The following is a 22,222-nucleotide window of genomic DNA, read 5'->3' as shown; positions in this document are numbered from 1 at the left end:
GATGTCCGAGCTCCATCACGCGCTGGAGACGCCGTCGGAGAGCGCGGCGGCGATCGGACGGGCCCGCGCCCAACGGCTGCTGGTGACGCTGTTCGGGGACTACTGGCACGCCGGGCACGCCCCCCTGCCCTCCGGCGGGCTGGTCGCCGTGCTGGCCGAATTCGACATCGCACCCGCCAACGCCCGGGCGACCCTGAGCCGGTTGACCCAGCGGGGGGTGCTGGAGCGGACCAAGGAGGGCCGCCGCACCAGCTACCGGCTGACCGAGTCGGCCTGGCACCTGCTCCAGCGGGGGGCCCGGCGGATCTTCGCCAGCACGGACGGGAGCACCTGGGACGGCCGGTGGACCCTGATCGCCTTCACCCTGCCGCTGGACGACGCCAACCTGCGCCGGCTACTGCGGGCCCGGCTGCGCTGGTTGACCTTCTCGCCGTTGTACGACGCCACCTGGGTCACCCCGCACGACCGCTTCGACGAGGTACGGGAGCAGTTGAGCGAACTCGGCATCAGTGACGCCGTGGTGCTGCGCGCCACCGACCTGGATCTGCTGCCCAGTGGCCGGGCCCGGCTGGAGGCCGCCTGGCGGATCGACGAGCTGGCCGCCGGGTACCAGTCCTTTCTGGAGCGACACCGGGAGCTGGCCTGGAAGGCCACCGCGGGCAGTGTGGCACCGGCGCAGGCGCTGGTGCGGCGGACCGAGATGGTCAACGACTGGCGGGCCCTGGTGGGTGAGGATCCCGACCTGCCGGCCACCTTCCTGCCGGCCTCCTTCCCCCGGGCCCAGGCGCGGACCCTGTTCCTGGACATCTCCCAGGCCCTGGCCCGGCCGGCGCAACAGCGTTTCGAGCAGATCCTGCGGGCCGCGGAGGCCGGGAAGTAGCGTCTGAAGTAGATAGATTGCAGATTCGTTGACGCACGATCAGATTTCGCATTAGGTTCCCCGTGCACATGTGACCAGGAGGTCCAGCCGCCCGTTCCCGGCTGAAAGGGGCCCTGCCATGCACCTACGTCGACCCTGGGGAAAACCGCACCGATCCTGGAAAGTCGCCCTGACGGCGTTCGCCGCCACCACACTGGTCGGCAGCTCAGCGGTGCCGGCCCTGGCCGCCCCGCCGCCCGGTGCGGGTATCGACCGTGCCTTCGAGGTGGCGGTCGTCTCGACCCGCGCCGACCTGGTCAGCGGCGGTGACGCCCTGGTCCGCATCGAGGTGCCCCGCAACGTTCCGCCGCACCAGGTGCGGGTGCACCTGGACGGCCGCAACCTGAGCAGCCAGTTCCGCCCTGTCGGCGACGGTCGCACCCTGCTCGGCCTGGTCGAGGACCTGGCGTTGGGCGAGAACACCCTGGAAATCCGGTCCAACGGCAACGGGAAGGGCCGCCCGACGGCCGAGCTGACCCTGGTCAACCACCCCGCGCAGGGCCCGGTCCTGTCCGGCCCGCACATCCCGCTGGTCTGCACCGCCTCCGGCAGCCCCTGGAACCTGGGGCCGGTCGACGAGAACTGCCATGTGGCCGCCCCCCGGGTGACGTACCAGTACCGCACCACCGCCGGCAGCTTCGCCGCCCTGCCCGACGGTCCGCTGCCCGGCAACCTGGCCACGACCACCACCATCGAGGGCCGGACGGTCCCGTACATCGTGCGGGTAGAGCGGGGCACCATCAACCGGGCGGTCTACGAGATCGCTCTGCTGCACGAGCCGGGCACCCCGGTGCCGGACCCCTGGACGGGCACGGAGGGTTGGAACGAGCGGCTGGTCTACACCTTCGGTGGGGCCTGTGGCATCGGCTACACCCAGGCCACCAGCACCGGCGGCGTGATGGACCACGGCCTGCTCAGCCGGGGCTACGCGGTGGCCAGCTCGACCTTCAACGTGTTCGCCAACAACTGCAATGACGTGACCTCGGCCGAGACCGCCCTGATGGTCAAGGAACACTTCATCGAGACGTACGGGGTGCCCGCCTTCACCATGGGCTGGGGCGGTTCGGCCGGCACCATGCAGCAGTTGCTGATCTCCAACGCGTACCCCGGCATCATCGACGGGGTGATCGGCCAGATCGGCTACCCGGACGAGCGGTCCACGACCGTCAGCGGCCACGAGTGCCGCTTCATCTCCCAGGCCGCCTCCGCCGCCGGGCTGTCCACCGCCCAGCACACCGCGGTGACCGGCTTCGCCAGCCCGAACACCTGCTTCGGCTACCAGTTCTTCGACGGGGTCGACTGGCCCGCCAACTGCCCGGGCCACGTCCCGGCCGCGCAGCGGTACCACCCGGTCACCAACCCGACCGGCCTGCGGTGCGCGATGGCCGACTTCATCTCCAACGTGTACGGCGTCGACCCGGCCACCGGCTTCGGCAGGCCGATCATCCCGGACACGGTGGGTGTGCAGTACGGCCTGCAGACCCTGGAGTCCGGCACGATCACCCCGGAGCAGTTCGTCCGGCTCAACGAGGGCATCGGCGGCCTGGACGTGCAGGGCAACCGCACCTCCCAGCGCACCTCGGCGGACGTGGACGCGATCAAGGTGGCCTACGAGACCGGCCGGATCAACCAGTTCGACGGCGGACTGCGCTGGACCCCGATCATCGAGACCCGGGGCTACACCGACCCCTCCGGCGACTTCCACGACCGGTTCCGGTCCTGGACCATGCGGGAGCGGATCGTCGCGGCCAACGGCAACGCCGACAACCACATCAGCATCACCGCCGCCCCGGGGGCCGCCGCCAACACCGCCTCGACCCTGGCGTTGGAGCAGATGGAGGCCTGGCTGACCGCCCGCACGGCGCTGGCGGCGGCCCGGCCGGAGTTGGACGAGGTGGCCCTGACCCGACTGTCCCGGCCGGCGGGCCTGGCCGACGGCTGCATCGCGGCCGACGGTGACCGGATCGTGGAGGCCCTGACCCTGGATCCGGCCGCCCAGTGCAACCAGTTGTTCCCCTTCCACCGCAATCCCCGGGTGGTCGCCGGCGGTCCGACCACTTCCGCCGTACTCAAGTGCCAGCTGGCGCCGCTGGACCGGGCCGCCTACGGGGTGAGCTTCACCGATGAGCAGTGGCAGCGCCTCCAGGCGGTCTTCCCCGGCGGGGTCTGCGACTGGTCCAGGCCCGGGGTCGGGCAGGTGCCGCTGGCGGACACCTGGATCCGCTGGTCTGCCGAGCCCGCGGTGCGACCGGTGCTGCCGGTGACGACCACGGTGCAGGCCCGGTGCATCGCCGGTCGGGGATACCTGGTGGTGCAGGTCCGCAACGACCACGACGCGCCGGTGGACATCACCCTGGAGAGCGCGTACGGCCAGCGGTCCTTCGCCGGGGTGGCGGCCGGGGGCAACGCCTTCCAGCAGTTCGCCACGCGGGTGACGGCGGTGCCGACCGGGTCGGCGACGGTCCGGGTGACCGGCTCGCTCGACGGCCAGGCGGTGACCACCGCCCAGATCCGGGGCTACCCGGCCGTCGACTGCGCCGGACCGTAGTCGCAGCTCGGATGACCGGGGCCGGGCGGTGCCAGCAGGGCACCGCCCGGTTCACGGCATCAGTCGGGGAAGGCCAGCAGCCGCAGCAGTTGGGCCAGCCGCTCATGGTCCTGCGGGGTCACGGCCGACAGCAGGCCCAGCTCCACCGCCCGGGCGGATTCCTGGGCCCGGGCGAACAGGGCCCGACCGGCCTCGGTGGCGACGAGGACGTTGGCCCGGCGGTCGGCGGGATCGGTCTGGCGCTCGACGAGCTGCCGCTTCTCCAGCCCGTCGACCAACGCCACCACCTGACTCGGATCCAGCCGCAGAAATTCGGCCAGCTCCCGCTGGGTGGGACGGACGTCGTCGGCGGCGAGGGCGAGCACCGAGTAGGAGCGGGCCTTGAGCCCGTGTTCGGCCAGGGCCGCGTTGGCCGCCGCGAGGGTCAGGGCGTTGGCGCGGGCCAGCAGAAAGCTCAGGTCCCCGGCGAGCACGCTGTCCCGCAGCCGGTCGCGTCCGGTCGGCCGGGTCCTTCCGATAGGGGACATGACGACGATGGTAGCAAGCTTCACAAATAATTGACTTTTTCAATGGTTTGTGCTCACATCGGATGGACGCAAAGGAGCAGCACCCATGTCACTGGACGGCAAAGTCGCGATCGTCACCGGATCCGGTCGGGGTCTCGGCCTCGCCTACGCCAAGGAGCTGGCCCGCCGGGGGGCATCCGTCGTGGTCAACGACGTCGACGCCACGGTCACGGCCGAGGCGGTCGCGGCGATCCATGCCTCCGGCGGGAAGGCCGTCGCGGTGACCGCCCCGGTCGGCCCCACCGAGACCGCTCAGGAACTGGTCAGCACCGCGGTCGCACAGTTCGGGCGGCTGGACATCCTGGTCACCAACGCGGGGATCCTGCGCGACACCGTGCTGTGGAAGATGAGCGACGAGGACTTCGACACGGTGATCAACGTGCACCTGCGCGGCACCTTCACCACCGTGCGGGAGGCCGTGCGGCACATGCGGCAGGCCGGCGAGGGTGGCCGGATCATCTGCATCGGCTCGCCCACCGGGCAGCGGGGCACCTTCGGCCAGACCAACTACGCCGCCGCCAAGGCCGGCATCGTGGGCATGGTCCGCACCTGGGCCCTGGAACTCAAGCGGGCCGGCATCACCGCCAACACGGTCGTACCGGTGGCGGCGACCGCGATGACCGCGACCGTGCCCTACTTCGCCGCGGCGGTGCAGGCCGAGGCGAACGGTGAGCCGATGCCGGCCTTCTTCCGGCACGACCTGGGCTTCGGCACGGCCGACGACGTGGCCGGTCTGATCGCCTTCCTCGGCTCCGACGCGGCCGCCTCGGTGACCGGCCAGGTGATCGGCGTCGGTGGTGACCGGCTCCAGATCTGGACCCACCCGGAGGCGGCGCTCTCCGCCTACTGCGAGGGCGGCTGGACCTACGAGGCCCTGGTGCAGTCCTGGCCCACCGAGTTCGCCCCGGCCATGCAGAGCGTCGGCGAACGCTTCCCCGAACTCCCCGAGGAGTTCAAGCCCGCGGCCTCCTGACCCACCCGAGGAAGGTTTGCGCTGATGTACCAGCCCGCGATCGACCTGGCCGCCGTCACGGCGATCGACATGCATGTCCACATCGAGGTCGACGGCCACGGTCACGCCTCGCTGCCGGAGCCACTCGTGGCCGCGGTGTCGAAGTACTTCCGGACCGACGGGCCCCGGCCCGCCGTGGAGGCGGTGGCGCAGTACTACCGGGAACGGAACATGGCCGCGGTCGTGTTCACGGTCGACGCCCGGACCCAGCTGAAGCACCCGCCGCTGTCCAGCGCCGACATCGCCCGGGCCGCGGCGGAGCACGCCGACGTGCTGATCCCCTTCGGCTCGGTGGACCCGCGCACCGGCGAGGCCGCCCTGGAACTGGCCACCCGGCTGATCGAGGACGAAGGGGTACGCGGCTTCAAGTTCCACCCCACCGTGCAGGGCTTCGACCCCAGCCAGGAGCAGTACGCCCCGCTGTGGGCGCTGATCGAGCGGGCCGGGGTGCCGGCAATCTTCCACACCGGACAGACCGGGATCGGTGCGGGCACCCCGGGGGGCTACGGCCTGCGGCTGGGGTTGTCCAACCCGATGCTGCTCGACCCGATCGCCGCCGACTTCCCCGACCTTCAGATCATCATGGCCCACCCCTCGGTGCCGTGGCAGGACGAGGCCCTGTCGGTGGCCACCCACAAACACAACACCTGGATCGACCTGTCCGGCTGGAGTCCCAGGTACTTCCCGGCCGAGTTGGTGCGCTACGCCAACTCGATGCTCAAGCACCGGGTGCTGTTCGGCACCGACTATCCACTGATCACCCCCGATCGCTGGCTGCGCGACGTGGCGGCCACCGACCTCAAACCCGAGGTGCTCCCGGGCATCCTCAAGGACAACGCGGCCCGACTGCTACGCCTAGCCCGGTGACGACGAGAGGAACCGCCATGACCACCACCATCGCGTACGAGCAGCTGCCCGACCTGACCGGCACCGACCTCGGTCACACCGAGTACCGCACGGTCACCCAGGACCAGGTGAACCTGTTCGCCGACGCCACCGACGACCACCAGTGGATCCATGTCGACCCGGAGCGGGCCAAGGCCGGGCCCTTCGGCGCGCCGATCGCCCACGGCTTCCTCACCCTCTCCCTCGCCGTTCCCTTCTGGACCGAACTGCTGGAGGTCAAGGGGGTGACCACGAAGGTGAACTACGGCCTGGACAAGGTGCGCTTCCCGGCCCCGGTCCCGGTCGGCGCCCGGGTCCGGATGCGGGCCACCATCGCCGAGGTCACCGAGGTCCGGGGCGGCTACCAGATCGCGGTCGACCAGACCATCGAGGTCGAGGGGGGCAGCAAGCCCGCCGTCGTCGCCCGAGGGTTGTACCGCTTCTACGCCTGAGCACCGCTGTCGGCACACCACCACCTCCACCAGGAGACTGCTGATGCACCAGCACGGAATCGGCGCCTGGATGGCCAAGCGCCGACTCAAGTCCCCCGACAAGGTAGCCCTGGTCCACGGCGAGGGGGCCACGGTGACGTACGCCCAGTTCGCCGACGCCGCCGACCGGATCTCCGCGGTGCTGCGCCGGCTGGGGGTCGGCAAGGGCGACACCGTGGCGTACCTGGGTGAGAACAGTCCCGAGTTCCTCCAGGTGATGTTCGGCGCGGCGCAACTGGGTGCGGTCTTCGTCCCGGTCAACACCCGCCTGGCGCCGCCGGAGATCACCCATGTGCTCACCGACTGCGGTGCCCGGGTGCTGATCCACGACCCCGAGTTCGCCCCCCGGGTGGCCGCGGCCGGCACGGCCGAGCAGACGCCGCACATTCTGGTCACCGGTGAGGGCGAGGCGCAGCGTCCGGGGCTCGCGGCACTGGTCCGCGACACCGCCCCCGACCCCGCCGGCCCGGTCGCCACCGAGCCGGAGGACCCGGCGGCGATCATCTACACCTCCGGCACCACCGGCCGCGCCAAGGGGGCCGTGCTGACCCACGGCAACCTGACCTGGGTCGCCCTCAACTGCGTGGTCGACTACGACGTCGTCTCTACCGACGTGGCGCTGATGATCTCCCCGCTGTTCCATGTCGCCTCGCTGGGCATGGGTGCCCTCCCGGTCATCCTCAAGGGCGCCACCATGGTGCTGGAGAAGGGCTTCGAGCCGGGACGCGCCCTGGCCCAGATCGAGCGGCACGGGGTGACCATGCTCAGCGGGGTGCCCACCACCTATCAACTGATGGCCGACCACCCCCACTGGGCATCGACCGACCTGTCCACCCTGGCGAAGCTGACCTGTGGGGGGTCGGCGGTGCCGCCGCGCATCCTCAACGCGTACGAGGCCCGGGGGTTGTCCTTCTCCCAGGGTTACGGCATGACCGAGGCCTCACCGGGGGCCACCTCGCTGCCCCCGGACATGACCCGCGCCAAGCAGGGCAGCGTAGGGCTGCCGCACTTCTTCACCCAGGTCCGGATCACGGACGTGACCGGGCAGCCGGCACCGGTCGGCAGCGTCGGGGAGATCCAGATCGCCGGGCCGAACGTCTTCCCGGGCTACCACGGGCTGCCCGAGGCGACCTCGGACGCCTTCACCCCGGACGGCTGGTTCCGCTCCGGCGACCTCGGCTACCTGGATGCCGAGGGCTACCTGTACATCTCCGGCCGACTGAAGGACATGATCATCTCCGGTGGGGAGAACATCTACCCCGCCGAGATCGAGCAGTTGCTCGGCGAGTTGGAGGGGGTCACCGCGGCGGCCGTCATCGGGGTACCGGACGAGCGGTGGGGCGAGGTGCCCTGGGCGATCGTGACCGTACGCGAGGGGGCGGCCGTGGATGTGGAGGCCGTACGGGCGCACCTGGACGGCAGGCTGGCCCGCTACAAGCTGCCGAAGAACGTGGTCATCGTGGACGACCTGCCCCGGACCGCGTCGGGGAAGGTGCGGAAGGCGGAGCTGCGCGCCCGCTTCGGCGCCTGACCGGGGTGCGGGCCTCGATGAGGTCGGCGAACTCGGCGGCGGAGGCCTCGGCCAACTTCTCGTGCATCCGGCGATAGGTCTCCGCCGACCGGATGGCCGGCCACTGGGCGTCCATGAACTCGGCCGGCAGCCGGGGATCGGCCCGCAGCAACGCCAGCCAGTCCGCCACCAGCATGGTCCGTACGGTCAGGGCGCTCGGCGCCAGATCCACCGCGGCCGGATCCTCCCACATCTCGATGAAGGCCAGGTGCTCACGGCGGATCGCCTCGATGTCCCAGGCGGCGCGCACGCTCTCCCCGATCGGGAAGCCCGCCAGCTCCCGGGCGTGGAAGGCGATCACGGTGTGCGGTGGCAGATCCTGCCGCAACGGCTCCAACGACCCGGCCAGGTCGACCTCACCGGGGGCCAGCCACAGCCCGTCGCGCAGCGGCGCGAAGCCCTCCCAGGTCAGGGTCGAGCGCAGCCGGTGCCGCAGCATCCGCTGCCCCTCCGGGATGGAGAAGGTGACCAGGGTCCACCCGTGGCCCTGCGGGTCGAAGGGCCTAGGGCCCCGGACCCGGTCGGTGGCCTCACGCAGCACCGCCGCCCCGTGCTCGGTCAGCGAGAACAGGGTCTCCCGGCCGTTCCTGGTCCGGGCCAGGATGCCGCTGCCCACCAGGCGGTCGAGGGTGGCGCGGGTGGCCGGGGCGGCGACACCGGCCGGCTCCAGCACACTGATCAGAGCACTGGCCCGGATCGGCCCGGTGGCGGCGTCGACCACGTGCTCGCCGAAGAAGGCGAGCAGCAGTTGCTTCGGCTGACGACTGCGCACAGCCCTCCCTTTCGGCGTATCCCTCGTCGCGGCAGCGGCGGTCACCGCACCGCTTGTGGGGCGACGACCTGCCCGCGCTTGGCCCGCTGGATCTGGTCGTAGACGTGGGTCCGCAGTTCCGTGAACCGGGGCAGGGCGCGGGTGGTGATCTGATCACGCACAGGCGGCAGATCGATCGCGAGATCCTCTTGTACCCAGGTCGGCGACTTGGACAATACTAGTACCCGTTCTCCCAGGTAAACCGACTCGTCGATGTCGTGGGTGACGAACAGGATGGACATGTTGCGGCTGGTGTGCAGCTCCCGCACCAGGTCCTCCAGGTCCGCCCGGGTCTGGGCGTCGACCGCGGCGAACGGCTCGTCCATGATCATGACCTCGGGCTGGTACGCGATGGCCCGGGCGATCGCCACCCGCTGCTGCATCCCCCCGGACAGCTGCCAGGGGTGGCTGCGGGCGGCATGATCCAGGCCCACCACGGTCAGGGCGTCCGTGACCAGTTTGTTCCGCTCGGCGCGGCTGAGCTTCTTGTGCCGCAAGGGCAGTTCGACATTGCCGCGTACGGTCAGCCAGGGGTAGAGACTGCGGCCGTACTCCTGGAACACCACCGCCATGGCCGGGCTGGGTCCGGTGACCGGGGCGCCCTCCATCTCCACCACCCCGCTGGTCGGGCGCAGCAGACCGGCCAGGCACTTCAGCAGGGTGGTCTTGCCGCAGCCGGAGGGCCCGACGATGCAGACCAGTTCACCGGCCGCCATCGTGAAGCTGATGTCCCCGATCGCCTCGACGTTGCCGGTGGCCGATTCGTAGACCTTGCGCAGATGCTCCACCCGCAGCAGGGTGCTCCGGTCAGACACGGTTGACCTCCCTGATTCCGTGGTACCAGCGCAGCACGCGCCGCTCGACGATTCCGAAGACGACGGCGAGGAAGACGCCGACGAGACCGAGCAGGAGGATTCCGCTCCACATCTCGGCGATGAGGTAGTTGCGCTGGAAGTAGGAGATGCGGTAGCCGAGGCCGGCGGAGGAGGCGAACATCTCCGAGATCACCATCAGGATGAGGGCCACCGACAGGCCCTGCCGGACCCCGGCCATGATGCGCGGGCTGGCCGCCGGCAGCACCAGGAACCACAGCCGCTCCCACCAGGTGATCTGGAAGGAGTCCGCGGTCTCGGTCATCACGCTGTCGGTGGACCGGACCCCCTCGATGGTGTTCAACAGGATGGGCCAGATCGCCCCGGAGACGATCACGACCACCTTCATGGTGTCCGTGATGCCGAGCAGCAGCATCACCACCGGGATCAGCACCGGCGGCGGGATGGCCCGGAAGAACTCCAGCAGGGGTTCGAGCAGCTCACGCAGCCACTGGACCAGACCGATGATGGTGCCGGCGGCGATGCCGATCAGCACCGAGGCGGTGATGCCGAGACCCAGGCGGTACAGGCTGGGCAGCACGTCCTCGATGAAGGCGGAACCGACCCAGGTCTCCACGAAGGCGTCGTAGATGGTCAGCGGGCCGGGGAAGAACCGGTTGGTCGACCGGGTGGCCACCAGGCCCCAGATCACCAGCAGCAGCATCGGCAACCCCAGGGAGTACCCGAAGCCGGCCGCGATCCGGGTGCCGACACCCCGTCTGCGTACGACTGCGGGTCTGGTCGCCGGCTCGCCGACGGCGACCGGGGTCTGGTCGGATTGCTTGATCACCGGGCCTGTTCCCCTCGGATGGACTGGTGCCAGAACAGGGTGCGCCGCTCGACGAACCGGAAGACCAGGTTGACCGCCAACCCCAGCAGACCGGTGACCACCACGAAGGCGTACAGGCCGACGGAGTCCCCGGCGGAGCGGGACAACTCGATCAGGGTGCCCAGGCCGGGGTTGCCGATCACCATCTCCGCGGTGATGGCCAGGATCAGGGCGACCGCCGCCGCCAGCCGCACCCCGGTCATCAGGTACGGCAGGGCGGTCGGCAGCACCAGGCGGGTCAACTGCTCGCGACGGGTCAACCCGAAGCTGCGGGCGGTGTCCCGGGCCACCGCGTCGACATCGGCCACCCCGTAGATCACCTGCACGAACACCTGCCAGAAGGAGGCGTAGATGATGATGACCAGGGCGGCTTCCATCTGGATGCCGAACATCAGCACGGCCAGCGGAATCAGCGCCACCGACGGGATCGGCCGCAGGAACTCGACCACCGTGTGGGTGGCCCGGCGCAGGAAGGACACCAGGCCGACGATCGTGCCGAGGACCACGGCGGCGACCGTGGCCACCGTCAGACCGATCGCCCAGGACTTCATGGTGGCGCCCAACCGGCGCCAGAAGGCCAGGTCGACGGACTCCTCGGCCAACCGGGCGAACACGTCCGTCACGTACGGCAGGTACTGCGGATTGATCAGACCCAGGGTCGGGACCAACTGCCAGACGACGAGGAATCCGGCCAGGCCGACGAGGCCCAGCAGCGCCTTGCGCAGCCCGCGCAGGCGTCGGGTGGAGGGGACGGCCATGTCACTCCCGGAATCGGGGACGCCCGGTCAGGCCCTCCCCGGCCTCGGGTGCCGGGGAGGGCCTGGCGGCGACAGCTACTTCTGCTGGATGAGCCGGTCGAGGTTCGGCTGCTTGTCGAGCACCTTGTACTTCTGGGCCAGCTCGGCCAGGGTCTGGAGGCTGGTGCGGTCCAGGTCCCAGCCGAACTCCGGCAGCTTCACCGAATCCGCCACGGGCTCCGGCAGCTGGAGGTTGTCCTTGATGGCCTGCCGGACGGCCGCCTCGTTGGCGGGGTCCTGGGCCCACTGGAGGGTCTCCTTCATCGCCGCCGCGAAGTCGTCGACCAGCTTGGCGTCGGACTCCGTACGCTCCTTGGTGGTGATCGTGGTCAGGGTGGTCAGACCCGGCACGACGGCCTGGTAGGGCGCCACGATGAAGGTGTCGCCCCGGCTGCGCAGCTGGGTGACGAAGGGCTCCGGCACCCAGGCGGCGTCAATGTTGCCGGCCTCCAGTTGCGCCGGGGCGTCCGGGAACGCCACCTCGACGAACTTGATGGTGGAGGGGTCACCGCCGTCCTTCTCGACCGCCGCCATGATCGTCACGTCGCCGGCCGCACCCAGGCTGTTCACCGCCACCCGGCGGCCCGCCAGCTCGGCCGGGCGGGTGATGCCGGACTTGGCCGAGGCCACCACGGCGTTGATGTCGTCGCCCTCGGCGTACGAGGAGGCGTAGTTGCCGATCACGACGACCCCGAGGTCCTGGAGGTCGGCGCGGAAGGGGCCGAAGGGCTGGCCGATCGCGAAGTCGATGTCGCCGTTGAGCAGCGCCGGAATGGCCTGCGCGCCACCCTGGGCGGGCAGCACCTCCACATTGAGGCCGCGCTTGGCGAAGATGCCCGCCTTGATGCCGCCCCACAGCGCGGCGGTCTCGGTGATGGGCAGCGCCGCGACCCGGACCTGGCGCAGGTCGCCGTCGGTGGAGTCGGACGGGGAGGAGGCGTCGGAATCAGTACATCCGGTGAGGGCGATCGCGGTGGCGGCGATCAACCCGAGGGCGATGACCTTCTTCATGGACGGGGCCCTTCCTGGGCGGGGGTGGTGGGTGCGTCAGAAATCGGCGGATGCCACGGAGTTGCCGGTGACCTTCCACTGTGGGAGAGGTCACTTCGCTGTGTTGGCCATGGTCAGTCACCCAGCACCGGAAGTCAAGAAATTCTGACGCCCGTCATGAATAAGTTGAACAAAGGTGCCGCCAAGACCACCCCCGGCGCCCCCACCGGATCACCCCTCAGCCCGGCGACTCACCGGCCCTCACCGTGCGATGCACCAGGATTCCCGCAGCCAGGAACACCGCGCCCAGGAGCAGCCAACTCACCGCCCCCGTGGTGGAGAGCAACCACAGCGCGGCCGCCGGGCCGACGATCTCCTCAGCGGACAGTCCGAGATGGAAAAAAGCCAGGTAGCGGCCCTGCCCCTCGGCCGGTGCCAGATCGAACGAGACCTGCCAGGAAGCCGCCGAGTGCAGCACCTCACCGGCCGTCAACGCGACCACCGCCGCAGCCAGGATCAAACCCACCGACAGCTGTGACTCCACCGCCGTGGTACCGGCGAAGAGCAGGCAGGCCAACAGGAGCAGCAACCCGCTGACCAGACTCGCCGGCCCGGCCTTGGCCAGGGTGTCCGCGAACCGGGTCACCGGCACCTGAGTCATCACGGTGAGCACGGTGTTGACCGTCAGCAGGACGGTCAGGAACCAGGTCGGGGCGGTCGTGTGCTGACTCAGCCAGACCGGCAGCACCACCAGCAGCACGGTGCTGTGCAGCATGAGCACCCCGTTACCGGCGGTCACGGTGACATAGCGCGGATCGCGGATCGGCGGCCGGTTCGGCGGCGGCTCCTCATCAGCCCCCCGGTCCGGACGCCGGGGCGTCACCCGAGGCAGCAGCAGGATCAGCAGACAGGAGATGACGAAGGACGCGGCATTGCCGAGGAACAGCAGCCGGAAGACCATGGTCGAGCCGTCGGCCAGCGCGAACCCGGCCAGCCCGAACCCGACCGTGAGCCCCGCGTTGCGTACCGCCCGGACGAATCCCATCGTCCTGGTCCGTTGCGGACCGTCGAAGAGCGCGCCGACCAACGCCTGGTTGATCGGTGGCGCACCGTGGTCGGCGATGTAGAGCAGGCAGGCCACCAACAGGAACTGCCAGAAGTCGGTGGCGAACAGGTAGGCGACATAGCCGACCGCCCGCCAGCCGGTGAGCAGGACGAGCATCCGGCGGGCACCGAACCGGTCGGCCATCCGCCCCAGCGGCACCGTCGTGGCGAATCCGACCGCGCTGGCGACGGAGAGCCCGACCCCCACCTGCACCGCCGACAGGCCGACCACCGCGGTGAAGTAGATGATCGATCCGGCCAGGAAGAGGCCACTGCCGGTGGAACTGACCAGCGCGTTCAGCGCCAGGATGCGACCGGCCCGGGAGTCGGGCAGCAGCCGGGCCAGCCTCGACCAGATAGCAGCGGAGGGCGCCGGTGGGGGGCCCGAGGTGTCGGGTCGCGGCGGAGCGCTCATCCGGCCATCGAGGCCACTCGACCGCCCCCGGACGCCCTCGACCAGTACGGATCACGCCCGGTCATGCTGATCAGCCGAGGCACCCGGGCCAACATCCCGGGGTCGTACTCCCGGTGCCGTTGCAGCACCACGGTGGCGTCCGCCTCCGTCGCGACCGCGACCGGATCGTCGATTCGGGGCACGGCCCGGCCGTCCACCTCGAACGTGTCGACCTGAGGGTCGTGGAAGAGGACCTGGACACCCTGCCGCCACAACTCCGCGACGATGGGCATCGCAGGCGAGTGGCGCACGTCCGCCACCCCGGGTTTGTAGGTGATGCCGAGCAGCAGCACCCGAGCACCCTGCACCGCCCGGCCGTGCTGGCGTAGCCGCGCCACGATCCGCTCCACCGCCCACAGCGGCGTCTCCTCGTTGATCGCACGGGCCTGCTCGACCAGGCGCAACGGCTGACCTTCCGCCCTCGCGGTGTAGGCCAGGTACTGGGGGTCGACCGGAATGCAGTGCCCGCCGACCCCGGCGCTCGGTTGGAAGGCGGTGAATCCGAACGGCTTCGTCCGGGCGGCCTCGATGACATCCCAGACGTCGATGCCGCTGTGCAGGCAGTACCGGGCGAACTCGTTGATCAGCGCGACGTTGACCATCCGGTAGGTGTTCTCCAGCATCTTGGACGCCTCCGCCTCCCGGATGCCGGCGCACCGGTGGACCGACCCGGTGAGCGGTTCGTAGAAGCCGGCCGCGCGTTCCAGGCAGACCCCGCTGAGACCACCGATCACCTTCGGCGTGTTGTGCACCCCGAAGCTCGGGTTGCCGGGGTCGACGCGTTCCGAGGCGAAGGCCAGGTTGAAGTCGACCCCGGCGGTCAGGCCGGTGGTCTCCAGGATCGGCCGGACCATGTTCTCCGTGCACCCGGGCTGCACGGTCGACTCCAGCACCACGAGTTGCCCCGGCCGGAGCCAGGCGGAGAGCGTACGCGCGGCCGCCACGACCATCGACAGATCCGGCACCCCGTGCTCGTTCAGCGGGGTCGGTACGCAGATCACCACGACGGAACAGTCGACGATCTCCTGAGGGTCCAGAGTGGCGCGGAACCGCCCGGCGACGGAACGCAGCCGCTCGTCGCTGACTGTCTCGACATGGCTGGAGCCGCTGTTGACCTGGTCGACCACCTCCGCTCGGATGTCCAGACCCACCGTGGGGTGGCCGGCGGCGGCTGCCTCCAGGGCCAGCGGCAGGCCGGCGTACCCGATACCGATCACCGCCACCGGAGGCCGCTGCGGGGTGGATTGCGGGGTCGCCGTCGGCGCGCCCACCCGAGTGGTGGTCATGTCACACCTCTATTCGTCGTGCTGTCGATCGGCTGGCGGCCTGGCCCCGCCCCACCAGATGGGTGACCTGTAGGGCCCAGTTGAGGGCGCGGCTGGCGGGATCGGCCGGGGCGGGGCGGGCCCGGATCGCGTCCCGGAGTATCGCGCCGGGCGGCAACGGCCGAGGATGGCTCCGGCCCGCGTGATAGGCGTCCTGGAAGGCCCGCAGGACACCTTTGCCGTTGCGGTGCACGATGACCAGGTCCGGCACGAAGCAGACCGGATGGCCGAGCCGCTCCAGCCCGGCCACCAGGCTGTTGTCGCCACCGACACCCAGCGCGGAGAAGCCACCCGCCCGGTCGAACAGGTCCCGCCAGGCGGCACTGTTGCCGCCCGCGAAGAAGTCGACCGACTGGCCTTCGGTGAGGGCGTGGTACCGCTGCACGTAACGGGCCTGCCGGGCCCGGGACACCACTCCCTGGTCGAAGGGGAGGACCCGGCCGGTGATCCCGCCCCGCGTCTCGTCGAGAGCGGTGACGATGACGCTCAACCAGTCCTGCCTCGGCAGGGCGTCGTCGTCGAGGAAGGCCAGGATGGCCGAGTCGGCCTCCCCGGCCGCCCGGTTACGGGCCGCCATCGCTCCCTGCGGCGAGTCGTTGCGCAACACCCGGACCGGCAGATTCGCCAGATCGACCTCGTCGCCGACGGCGACCCGGGAGGCGTCGTCGACCACGATCACCTCCCTGAGGTGACGCAGGTCGTTCTCCCGCAACGCCAGCAGGCAGCGGCGGAGGTCCCGCGGTCGGTCGCGGGAGGGGATGATTACCGTGACGTCGCCCACCACTGATCCCTCCAGCCGCGGCACAGTGCCGCCCAGTCGTCCTCGGCGCCGGTCGGCAGATATGTCCGCCGGATGTTCAGCGGTTGCCCGGACCAGGCGACCGGGGGTGCCTTGACCGTGCCGAAGCCCAGGGTTCCCGCCGGCAGGCTGGGCTGCTGCGGCACCAGCCCGTACGGGTAGGCGAAGTGCACCTCCCCGGTGCTCCCCTGCGCTGCGGAGACCGCCTCGACCGACCCCTCGATCTCCGACTGGCAGGCGGCCGGGTCCAGTTCGGTCAGCTTGCGATGGGTGCGGCTGTGGGCACCGAGCAGATGACCGGCCCTGACCAACTCCCGCCCGTCATCCCAGTTCAGGTACGCCTGCCAGGGGTCGGCGACGGCACCGGCCCCGCTCGCCTCGGTGGACCTGTCCGTGATCAGGAAGAACAGGGCCGATACCCCGAAGGCCGCCAGGACCGGCAGGGCGTGTTCGACCGTGTCCCGGTAGCCGTCGTCGAAGGTGAACAGCACGGTCGGCCGGTCGGGCAGCTTCGTCCGGTCCGTGGTGATCGCGGTCGGCGGCAGCGCCTCCCCGACCGTCTCCAGTACCGTCTCGACCCCCCGAGCGAAGGACGCCGGGGTCAGCGAGGTGTAGTGCTCCAGCGTCGGATGGACGTGGTGAAAGTAGAGCACCAGCGGCCATCCGGGGGCCGAGCCCAGCTCCGGCTGCAGATGTGGGGTGTTCATGTCGGGTCCCCCAGGGCCTCGGCGACCGCCGCCGGGACGGAGATTCCCCCGGCGTGCGCCGCCGCCGCGGCGTCGGTTTCGAGTTGATCCGGAAAGAACGGGCGGGCCGGTTGCTGATCGTGGCCCGCCGACACCGCCTCCTGCAGTTGGTCGAGCAGGAGGTCCACCGGCGGCGCACCGAAGGCGTCCAGCCCGAGCCCGATGAAGAGCTGACTGCAGTTCATCGGCCGGTCCGGGTACTTGCGTTGCTTGGCCACCCGAGGGCTGACCGTGTGCCCGCCGAGCACCCCGGCGAGGATCTCCGCGATCAGGGTGACGCAGAGGCCCTTGTAGTCCCCGAACACCGGGATCGAGCCACCGAGGTCCAGCTCACGGGGATCGGTTGTCGGGACACCCTGCCGATCCAGCAGCCAGCTCGCCGGGATCGGTTCGCCACGGTGCTCGGCATTGCGGATCTTCCCGGCGGCCACCACCCCGGTGGCCAGGTCGATGACGAAGGGTCCGCCCTCCTCCCGGGGAGTGACCAGGCAGATCGCATTGCTGCCCAGGGTCGGTCGGCGAGCCCCCGGCGCCGCCACCGCCGGGCCGGAGATGTTGAGCAGGAGACCGACCACCCGGTGTTGCGCGAAGGGCTGCCGGTAGGCCGCGAGCATCCCCACGTGGTTGTTGTGGTGCACCGCCACGGCGGCCACCCCGGCCTGCGCTGCGGTGCGCGCACACCACTGGGCCGCCAGGTCGGCCGCCGGCTGCCCGAAGCCGCCCCGGGCATCGACGGAGGCGGTCGTGCCGTGCACGGTCAGCTCAGGGGTGCTGGTGGGGTCGATTCCGCCGGCCCGGATGCGGTTCAGATACATCGGCAGCAGACCGACCCCGTGCGACCGGTGGCCGCGCACGTCCGCGTCGACCAGCACCTCGGCCACCCGACGCGCCACCTCGGGCGGCGTACCCGCTGAGTTCAGGGCGGCGGTGGTACGGGCCTGTAGTTCGGCCGCGTCGAGCACGACGTCCGCGGCCGGAGCCGGTGGCGGTGGGGCGGGAAGCAGGGCGCCCCGGTCCAGGTGGACCATCCGGTCCGCACCGGCCACGGTGGCTTCGGCGAACAGCACCGTGGCCAGTCCGGCGGACCGGCGGCGGTCCAGCAGGTCGGCCAGTTCACTCGGCGGCAACTCGTCGGCATCGTCCACCACGAGCAGGTCAGGGCGGGCGTCGATGGCGACTCGCACGGAGTCCCAGACCGGGCGGCGGCGCATGCCGGGGACGGTGGGCCGCCCTCGGCGCCGCAGCAGTCCACGTCGGCGGGTGGCGGAGATGCCGTCGACCGACCCGAACCTGGCCGGGTAGTGGCCGGCGAGCACCGCGGCGGTCACGGTCTTGCCGCTGCCCGCACCACCGACGACCAGCAGGGTCTCACCCCTGTCGAGGTCGAGCTGTCCGCCGCGGATGACGACGTTCTCCTCGCCGCGTCCGCCGGTCGCCACCACCAGGTCGCGTAGCCGCAGCGCGGGTGCCGGGGTCACCACCGCGCCGGGTTCTCCGGGTCCGGCTGCAGGAACTCCAGGCGGTTGCCGAGATTGTCGTACGCGTAGAAGCGACGGTGTCCGGGGAAGTTGTCGTCCCAGGTCACCTCGACCCCGTGCGCCGCCAACCGGGCGGCCAGCGCGTCCAGGTCACCCACCAGGATGCCCGGGTGGGCCTTACGGGCCGGCTGGAAGTCCTGCTCCACCCCCAGGTGGATCTCCAGCCGGTCACCCCGTACCCACAGACCGCCACGGGCGGCGAGCACCGGCGGCTTCTGCACCTCGACCAGGCCCAGTACGCCGACGTAGAACGCCCGGCAGGCGTCCTCGCTGCCGGGGGCGATCGCCAACTGGACGTGGTGCAGGCCGAACCCCAGACCGGAGTCGTGCTCGGGACCGTAGCCGAAGCGCGAAGTCGTGCTGTCCGTCATCGGTGTCTCCTCATGGTTGTGGGAGCGAGCCATCGGCAGACTCCCGGTGGATGGTGCGACCGCCGCCGGCAGGTCGGCCCCCGAACTACCTGCTTCCGGCGGCGATGGCAAAGGTCAGGTTTGCGCCTGATCGACCAGGTCAGCCCAGAGTGCCTTGGCCTCCGGCGGCAATTCCAGGTCCGGGCAGGGCTGTCGGCGGGGTGTGATCGCGCTCAGCGCGGGCCGCAGGTCCAAGCCGACGAACTCGCTGAGCACCTCGTCGGCCTTGCCGTGGCAGAGGCTGTGGTAGTCGATGACCAGTCGCCGATCAGCCGGGACCCTGCCGCAGGTCGCCGGCCAGTCCCGGTGCCAGCTCACCCACTTACGGATCGCGTCCTGGGGGGTCTGGGGGCGCCACGGCCGATCGCCGGACCAACGGATCATCGAGGCGGCCACCTCGGCCGGTTCCCGTACCAGAAGCACCAGTTTCGCCTCGGGCACCATGGTCAGCAGGGTGGGCAGGTGCAGCAGGTACTCGTTGTACTTGTCGCCCCAGCGGTCGAACCCGGCGTAGCTCTCCGCCATGATCCGCCGGGCCAACTCGTCCGCGTCGGTGACTCGGGCTGCCACGACGTCCGCCGCCGCCCGCCGCAGCGACTCCTCGACCTGCACGATCCACCGTTCGACGAGCACTCCGCTGGGCAGTCGGCGGCGTAGGGCGTGCAGGATCTCGTCGGCCCGCAGGTGACCGGCGTCGAGGTCATCCTGGCGGCACCATCGATCGAGCAGGTAGGGCAGTTTGCCGTTGACGGTGAAGTGGCCGCCGGCCTGGGCGTAGGTCTGGCTCAACGCCCAGGCCAGAGCCGTGGTGCCGGAACGCTGACAGCCGAGCAGAATCAGTGGAGGGTTCACCACGTACCCTCCACCATCGAGGTGAGGACCTGCATGCACTCGACGCTCGCGGCGTACCCGCCGTCGGTGAAGGCGTCTCCCCAGGGCTCGTCGCGTTCCTGCTGGTTGAGCACCCGGCCGTGGCGCCAGTGGGTCTCCAGCGACAGCCAACCGGAGTAGCCGTCGTCCGCGAGTCGGCGAACGATCGCGGGCCAGGGCAGGTCACCGGAGCCGAGCCGGACGTACCCGGCGCGCCCGTCGGGGTCCTTGACGTGTACGTGCCGGATCAGTGGGCGGCCGAGTTCGTAGTCTGCGGGGAACGGGTGCGGGTCCCAGCCACTGAAGACACTGTTGCCCGGATCCCACAGGATGCCGACGTCGTCGCGTCCGAGGGCGTCGAGGAACCGCATCGAATGGGCGATGGTCGGGGTGTTGGTGCGGGTGCCGGTCTCCAGCAGGAGGTCGACTCCGGTGGTGTCCAGCTCGGCCAGCACCTTCGCCGCGACCCCGGCCGCGCGTTCCGGTTCCGGGTCCTCGGTCCGGTAGAAGCTGAAGATCCGTACGTAGGGGGCGCCGAGGATCCTCGCCTGCTCGATCGAGCGGGCCAGCAGCGTGGTCGTCTGCGCCAGTGCCTCGTCGGAATCGGGCAGGGGCCGCTTGAGCGCGGGTGGGCAGAAGCCGGCGACCTCCAGTCCCGCCCCCCGCACCTGGTCCCTGATCGAGACCAGGTGGGTGTCGTCGAGTTGGTGCGGCGGCACCTGTGCGCAGGAACGCACCTCCACTCCGCCGAAGCCGAGCTGCCGGACGGTCTCCACAACGGTCGGTAGATCCTGATGGAGTTCGTCGTTGATGATCGCCAACCGCATCGTTCAACTCCTGTTTCTGGCCAGGGACCAGGCGGCCATCGTGTGGCGCAGGTCGCTGTCGGGTGTGCCCGCGCGGGATTCGATCGTGACGGCCCGGAGCCGCCCGCGCAGGGGAAGAAGGGTGTCGACCAGCCCGGCGATGTCGTCCTCACCGAGCGGGTGGTGATCGCTGCCGCCACCGGGGCGCAGGGTGAAGCCTTTGACCTGGACCGCGGTCACGGCCGGGGCGAGCAGCGCGAGAGCGACCCGCTGGTCGTCGGTGACGGCGGCCAGCCCGGCCGTGTCGAGGAGGACTCCCAGGCCGTACCGGTCGTGCAACTCCCGCAGTTCGTTGGGCAGGGCCCGGCCGTGGTGGGTTTCCATCAGCACGGCCGCCGCCGGGCGGTCCTCGGTGAGCGCATCGAGTTGGGCCCGGAGCAGGGCCCGGTCCCCGCAGACCGTCCCGGGGTCCGTGAAGACCTTGACCGGGTACGCGGACCAGGGCCGAACCGTCTCGGCGACCTGTTCCGGAGCACACCTCGGATCACCCAGACAGACGGAGACGCCGATGAAGGCTATGTCGATGCCGTGGTCCGCGAAGGGAGACACTCCGGCGCTCTCCCAGGCATGTCCCTTGCCGGCCCGCAGGTCGACCGTGTCGCCGCCACATCGGCGGACCAGTTCCGCGAGAGCCTCGGCGGTCAGGTCGGGTGCGCAGCCGGAGGAGAGACCGAACCCCGGCCTCATGGAGTGGTTACCGGAGTGGTGCGCTCCAGCAGCCAGGTGACACCTCGGGTGCGGGCCAGACCGCACCGGTCCGGAGCCGTACCGGTGGCGACCGCCTGAGCGAACTCGTCGAGCACCCGCCGCCGCAGCTCACCGCCGCCGATGGGTTCGGTGTCGATGTCGCACCCGTCGAGGCCGGCCCGCACGGCACCGTCGGCGATGTCCAGCCACCCGGCCGGGCCGACGATGCTGAGGCGTTCGGCTCGGGCATCGGCCTCGGCGGTGATGATGAAGGCGAGGGTGGCGCCGGTGGCGAAGGTGATGACGCCGGCACATCGGGTGTCGATTCCCGGTCGACACTCCGCGCGGTCGGTGACCGTGACGGAGGCCGGTTCGCCGAGGAGTTGGCAGGCCAGGTCGAGGTAGTGCACGCCCAGGTGGGCGACGATTCCGCCGAGGGCCTGGCCGGGGTCTCCGCGCCAGCCGGTGAAGTGGTGCGCGGACCGGGGCCGGCTGACCAGGAGGGTTCCGGCCGCGTTGCCGCCCCATTCGGCGGCCAGCACCGGCTCGGGCAGAGCGTACCGGTGTTGCAGCATCACCGCGGCGGGTCGACCGGCTGCGATCGACCACGATTCCAGGTCCGCCAACTCGGCCGCCGACATCGCCGGTGGTTTCTCCAACAAAACCCCCTTGCCGGCCGCCAACGCTTCTTGGGCCAGCCGGGCGCGACCGCCGGGAGGTACGCAGAGTGAGACCGCATCCACGCTGGGATCGAGAAGTACGGCTTCCCAAGAATCGGCCCGCGGCAGATCGCCTATCTGCACGGCGGAATTCGTCTCCAGTACGGAATGCAGCTTCACCTCGGGCGAACAAGCGATAGCCGAAATATGTTGACGCCCGGCCCGCCCATGCCCTATCACAACTATTTTCACTCGCCGAAACCCCCGTATCGGATGAGCGGTGTGCCGCAGAACCCCACCTCGACGCGGGGTAAATGATCTTGCAGTGCACTCTCCCCGGAGGTTACACATGAGCCAATAGCCCGTCAACGGCAACCGATAGATGCGTGATGTCCAGTTTAGACATGACTTGGACAGCTATGGATGCCGCAAGATCCCTTCGCCCCGCCAACCGCCTGGAGTTCGGCTACCATG

Annotated in this window: 22 protein-coding genes; 6 read left to right on the top strand and 16 right to left on the bottom strand. The window is 70.4% G+C overall.

Going from position 1 to position 22,222, the window contains the following annotated elements:
• Position 1: 1 nt before the first annotated feature.
• Complete coding sequence (locus tag ABZ795_RS04875; RefSeq protein WP_327022390.1) at positions 2–880, top strand: PaaX family transcriptional regulator C-terminal domain-containing protein; 879 nt, start codon at positions 2–4, stop codon at positions 878–880.
• A gap of 118 nt (positions 881–998) precedes the next feature.
• Complete coding sequence (locus ABZ795_RS04870) at positions 999–3,467, top strand: DUF6351 family protein (RefSeq protein WP_357528913.1); 2,469 nt, start codon at positions 999–1,001, stop codon at positions 3,465–3,467.
• Between the two features lie 59 nt (positions 3,468–3,526).
• On the opposite strand, the gene ABZ795_RS04865 is transcribed toward ABZ795_RS04870, so the two are convergent.
• Positions 3,527–3,994 (bottom strand): MarR family winged helix-turn-helix transcriptional regulator, encoded by a 468-nt coding sequence (locus ABZ795_RS04865; RefSeq protein ID WP_327022392.1) that lies wholly within the window; start codon positions 3,992–3,994, stop codon positions 3,527–3,529.
• Positions 3,995–4,079: 85 nt separating this feature from the next.
• Between ABZ795_RS04865 and ABZ795_RS04860 the strand changes: the two genes are divergently transcribed.
• From ABZ795_RS04860 to ABZ795_RS04845, 4 genes are read left to right on the top strand one after another with little or no spacing between them, the layout of a single operon-like run.
• Positions 4,080–5,006 carry an SDR family NAD(P)-dependent oxidoreductase gene (locus ABZ795_RS04860; protein ID WP_357528910.1) on the top strand — a complete coding sequence of 309 codons (927 nt, stop codon included), beginning with the start codon at positions 4,080–4,082 and terminating at the stop codon, positions 5,004–5,006.
• 24 nt (positions 5,007–5,030) lie between these two features.
• Positions 5,031–5,912, top strand: a complete 882-nt coding sequence (locus tag ABZ795_RS04855) for an amidohydrolase family protein (protein ID WP_357528908.1) — start codon at positions 5,031–5,033, stop codon at positions 5,910–5,912.
• Positions 5,913–5,929: 17 nt separating this feature from the next.
• Positions 5,930–6,382, top strand: a complete 453-nt coding sequence (locus ABZ795_RS04850) for a MaoC family dehydratase (protein WP_357528907.1) — start codon at positions 5,930–5,932, stop codon at positions 6,380–6,382.
• A gap of 43 nt (positions 6,383–6,425) precedes the next feature.
• Positions 6,426–7,952: a long-chain fatty acid--CoA ligase gene (locus ABZ795_RS04845; RefSeq protein ID WP_357528905.1), complete on the top strand. Its 1,527-nt coding sequence runs from the start codon at positions 6,426–6,428 to the stop codon at positions 7,950–7,952.
• On the opposite strand, the gene ABZ795_RS04840 is transcribed toward ABZ795_RS04845, so the two are convergent.
• From ABZ795_RS04840 to ABZ795_RS04770, 15 genes are all read right to left on the bottom strand, one after another.
• The gene (locus tag ABZ795_RS04840; RefSeq protein ID WP_357528903.1) at positions 7,876–8,763 is read right to left on the bottom strand and encodes a PaaX family transcriptional regulator C-terminal domain-containing protein; all 888 of its coding nucleotides are present in this window, start codon (positions 8,761–8,763) and stop codon (positions 7,876–7,878) included. The two genes, ABZ795_RS04845 and ABZ795_RS04840, sit on opposite strands and share 77 nt — an antisense overlap.
• A gap of 41 nt (positions 8,764–8,804) precedes the next feature.
• Complete coding sequence (locus ABZ795_RS04835; RefSeq protein WP_357528901.1) at positions 8,805–9,617, bottom strand: ABC transporter ATP-binding protein; 813 nt, start codon at positions 9,615–9,617, stop codon at positions 8,805–8,807.
• On the bottom strand, positions 9,610–10,464 hold the full coding sequence (locus tag ABZ795_RS04830) for an ABC transporter permease (RefSeq protein ID WP_357528899.1): 855 nt from the start codon (positions 10,462–10,464) through the stop codon (positions 9,610–9,612). The genes ABZ795_RS04835 and ABZ795_RS04830 overlap by 8 nt, the downstream gene beginning before the upstream one ends.
• Positions 10,461–11,261 carry an ABC transporter permease gene (locus ABZ795_RS04825; protein WP_327022400.1) on the bottom strand — a complete coding sequence of 267 codons (801 nt, stop codon included), beginning with the start codon at positions 11,259–11,261 and terminating at the stop codon, positions 10,461–10,463. The genes ABZ795_RS04830 and ABZ795_RS04825 overlap by 4 nt, the downstream gene beginning before the upstream one ends.
• Before the next feature lie 75 nt (positions 11,262–11,336).
• A complete protein-coding gene (locus tag ABZ795_RS04820) occupies positions 11,337–12,311 on the bottom strand; it encodes an ABC transporter substrate-binding protein (protein ID WP_327022401.1) in 975 nt (324 codons plus the stop codon).
• Positions 12,312–12,528: 217 nt separating this feature from the next.
• Positions 12,529–13,809, bottom strand: coding sequence for an MFS transporter (locus ABZ795_RS04815; protein WP_357528896.1), 1,281 nt, complete (start codon positions 13,807–13,809; stop codon positions 12,529–12,531).
• A complete protein-coding gene (locus tag ABZ795_RS04810) occupies positions 13,806–15,134 on the bottom strand; it encodes a nucleotide sugar dehydrogenase (RefSeq protein ID WP_357528894.1) in 1,329 nt (442 codons plus the stop codon). Before ABZ795_RS04810 ends, ABZ795_RS04815 begins: the two co-directional genes overlap by 4 nt.
• Position 15,135: 1 nt before the next feature.
• A complete protein-coding gene (locus tag ABZ795_RS04805) occupies positions 15,136–15,954 on the bottom strand; it encodes a glycosyltransferase family 2 protein (RefSeq protein ID WP_357528892.1) in 819 nt (272 codons plus the stop codon).
• Positions 15,936–16,679, bottom strand: a complete 744-nt coding sequence (locus ABZ795_RS04800) for a polysaccharide deacetylase family protein (RefSeq protein WP_357528890.1) — start codon at positions 16,677–16,679, stop codon at positions 15,936–15,938. Before ABZ795_RS04800 ends, ABZ795_RS04805 begins: the two co-directional genes overlap by 19 nt.
• Positions 16,676–18,196 carry an Ldh family oxidoreductase gene (locus ABZ795_RS04795; protein WP_357528888.1) on the bottom strand — a complete coding sequence of 507 codons (1,521 nt, stop codon included), beginning with the start codon at positions 18,194–18,196 and terminating at the stop codon, positions 16,676–16,678. The genes ABZ795_RS04800 and ABZ795_RS04795 overlap by 4 nt, the downstream gene beginning before the upstream one ends.
• The gene (locus ABZ795_RS04790; protein ID WP_357528886.1) at positions 18,193–18,627 is read right to left on the bottom strand and encodes a VOC family protein; all 435 of its coding nucleotides are present in this window, start codon (positions 18,625–18,627) and stop codon (positions 18,193–18,195) included. The genes ABZ795_RS04795 and ABZ795_RS04790 overlap by 4 nt, the downstream gene beginning before the upstream one ends.
• 114 nt (positions 18,628–18,741) lie before the next feature.
• Positions 18,742–19,518, bottom strand: a complete 777-nt coding sequence (locus ABZ795_RS04785; RefSeq protein ID WP_357528884.1) for a sulfotransferase — start codon at positions 19,516–19,518, stop codon at positions 18,742–18,744.
• Positions 19,515–20,363: a sugar phosphate isomerase/epimerase family protein gene (locus ABZ795_RS04780; protein WP_357528883.1), complete on the bottom strand. Its 849-nt coding sequence runs from the start codon at positions 20,361–20,363 to the stop codon at positions 19,515–19,517. The genes ABZ795_RS04785 and ABZ795_RS04780 overlap by 4 nt, the downstream gene beginning before the upstream one ends.
• A 3-nt stretch (positions 20,364–20,366) precedes the next feature.
• Positions 20,367–21,089: a hypothetical protein gene (locus ABZ795_RS04775; RefSeq protein WP_357528881.1), complete on the bottom strand. Its 723-nt coding sequence runs from the start codon at positions 21,087–21,089 to the stop codon at positions 20,367–20,369.
• Entirely contained in the window at positions 21,086–22,099 is a 1,014-nt protein-coding gene (locus ABZ795_RS04770) for a Gfo/Idh/MocA family oxidoreductase (RefSeq protein WP_357528879.1), read from the bottom strand. Before ABZ795_RS04770 ends, ABZ795_RS04775 begins: the two co-directional genes overlap by 4 nt.
• Positions 22,100–22,222: the final 123 nt, after the last annotated feature.

It is taken from the genome of Micromonospora sp. NPDC047134 (genome assembly GCF_040643455.1).
Taxonomy (GTDB): domain Bacteria; phylum Actinomycetota; class Actinomycetes; order Mycobacteriales; family Micromonosporaceae; genus Micromonospora.
Note: the sequence above shows the minus strand (reverse complement) of the source record. Positions and strands in the feature narration are given on the sequence as shown.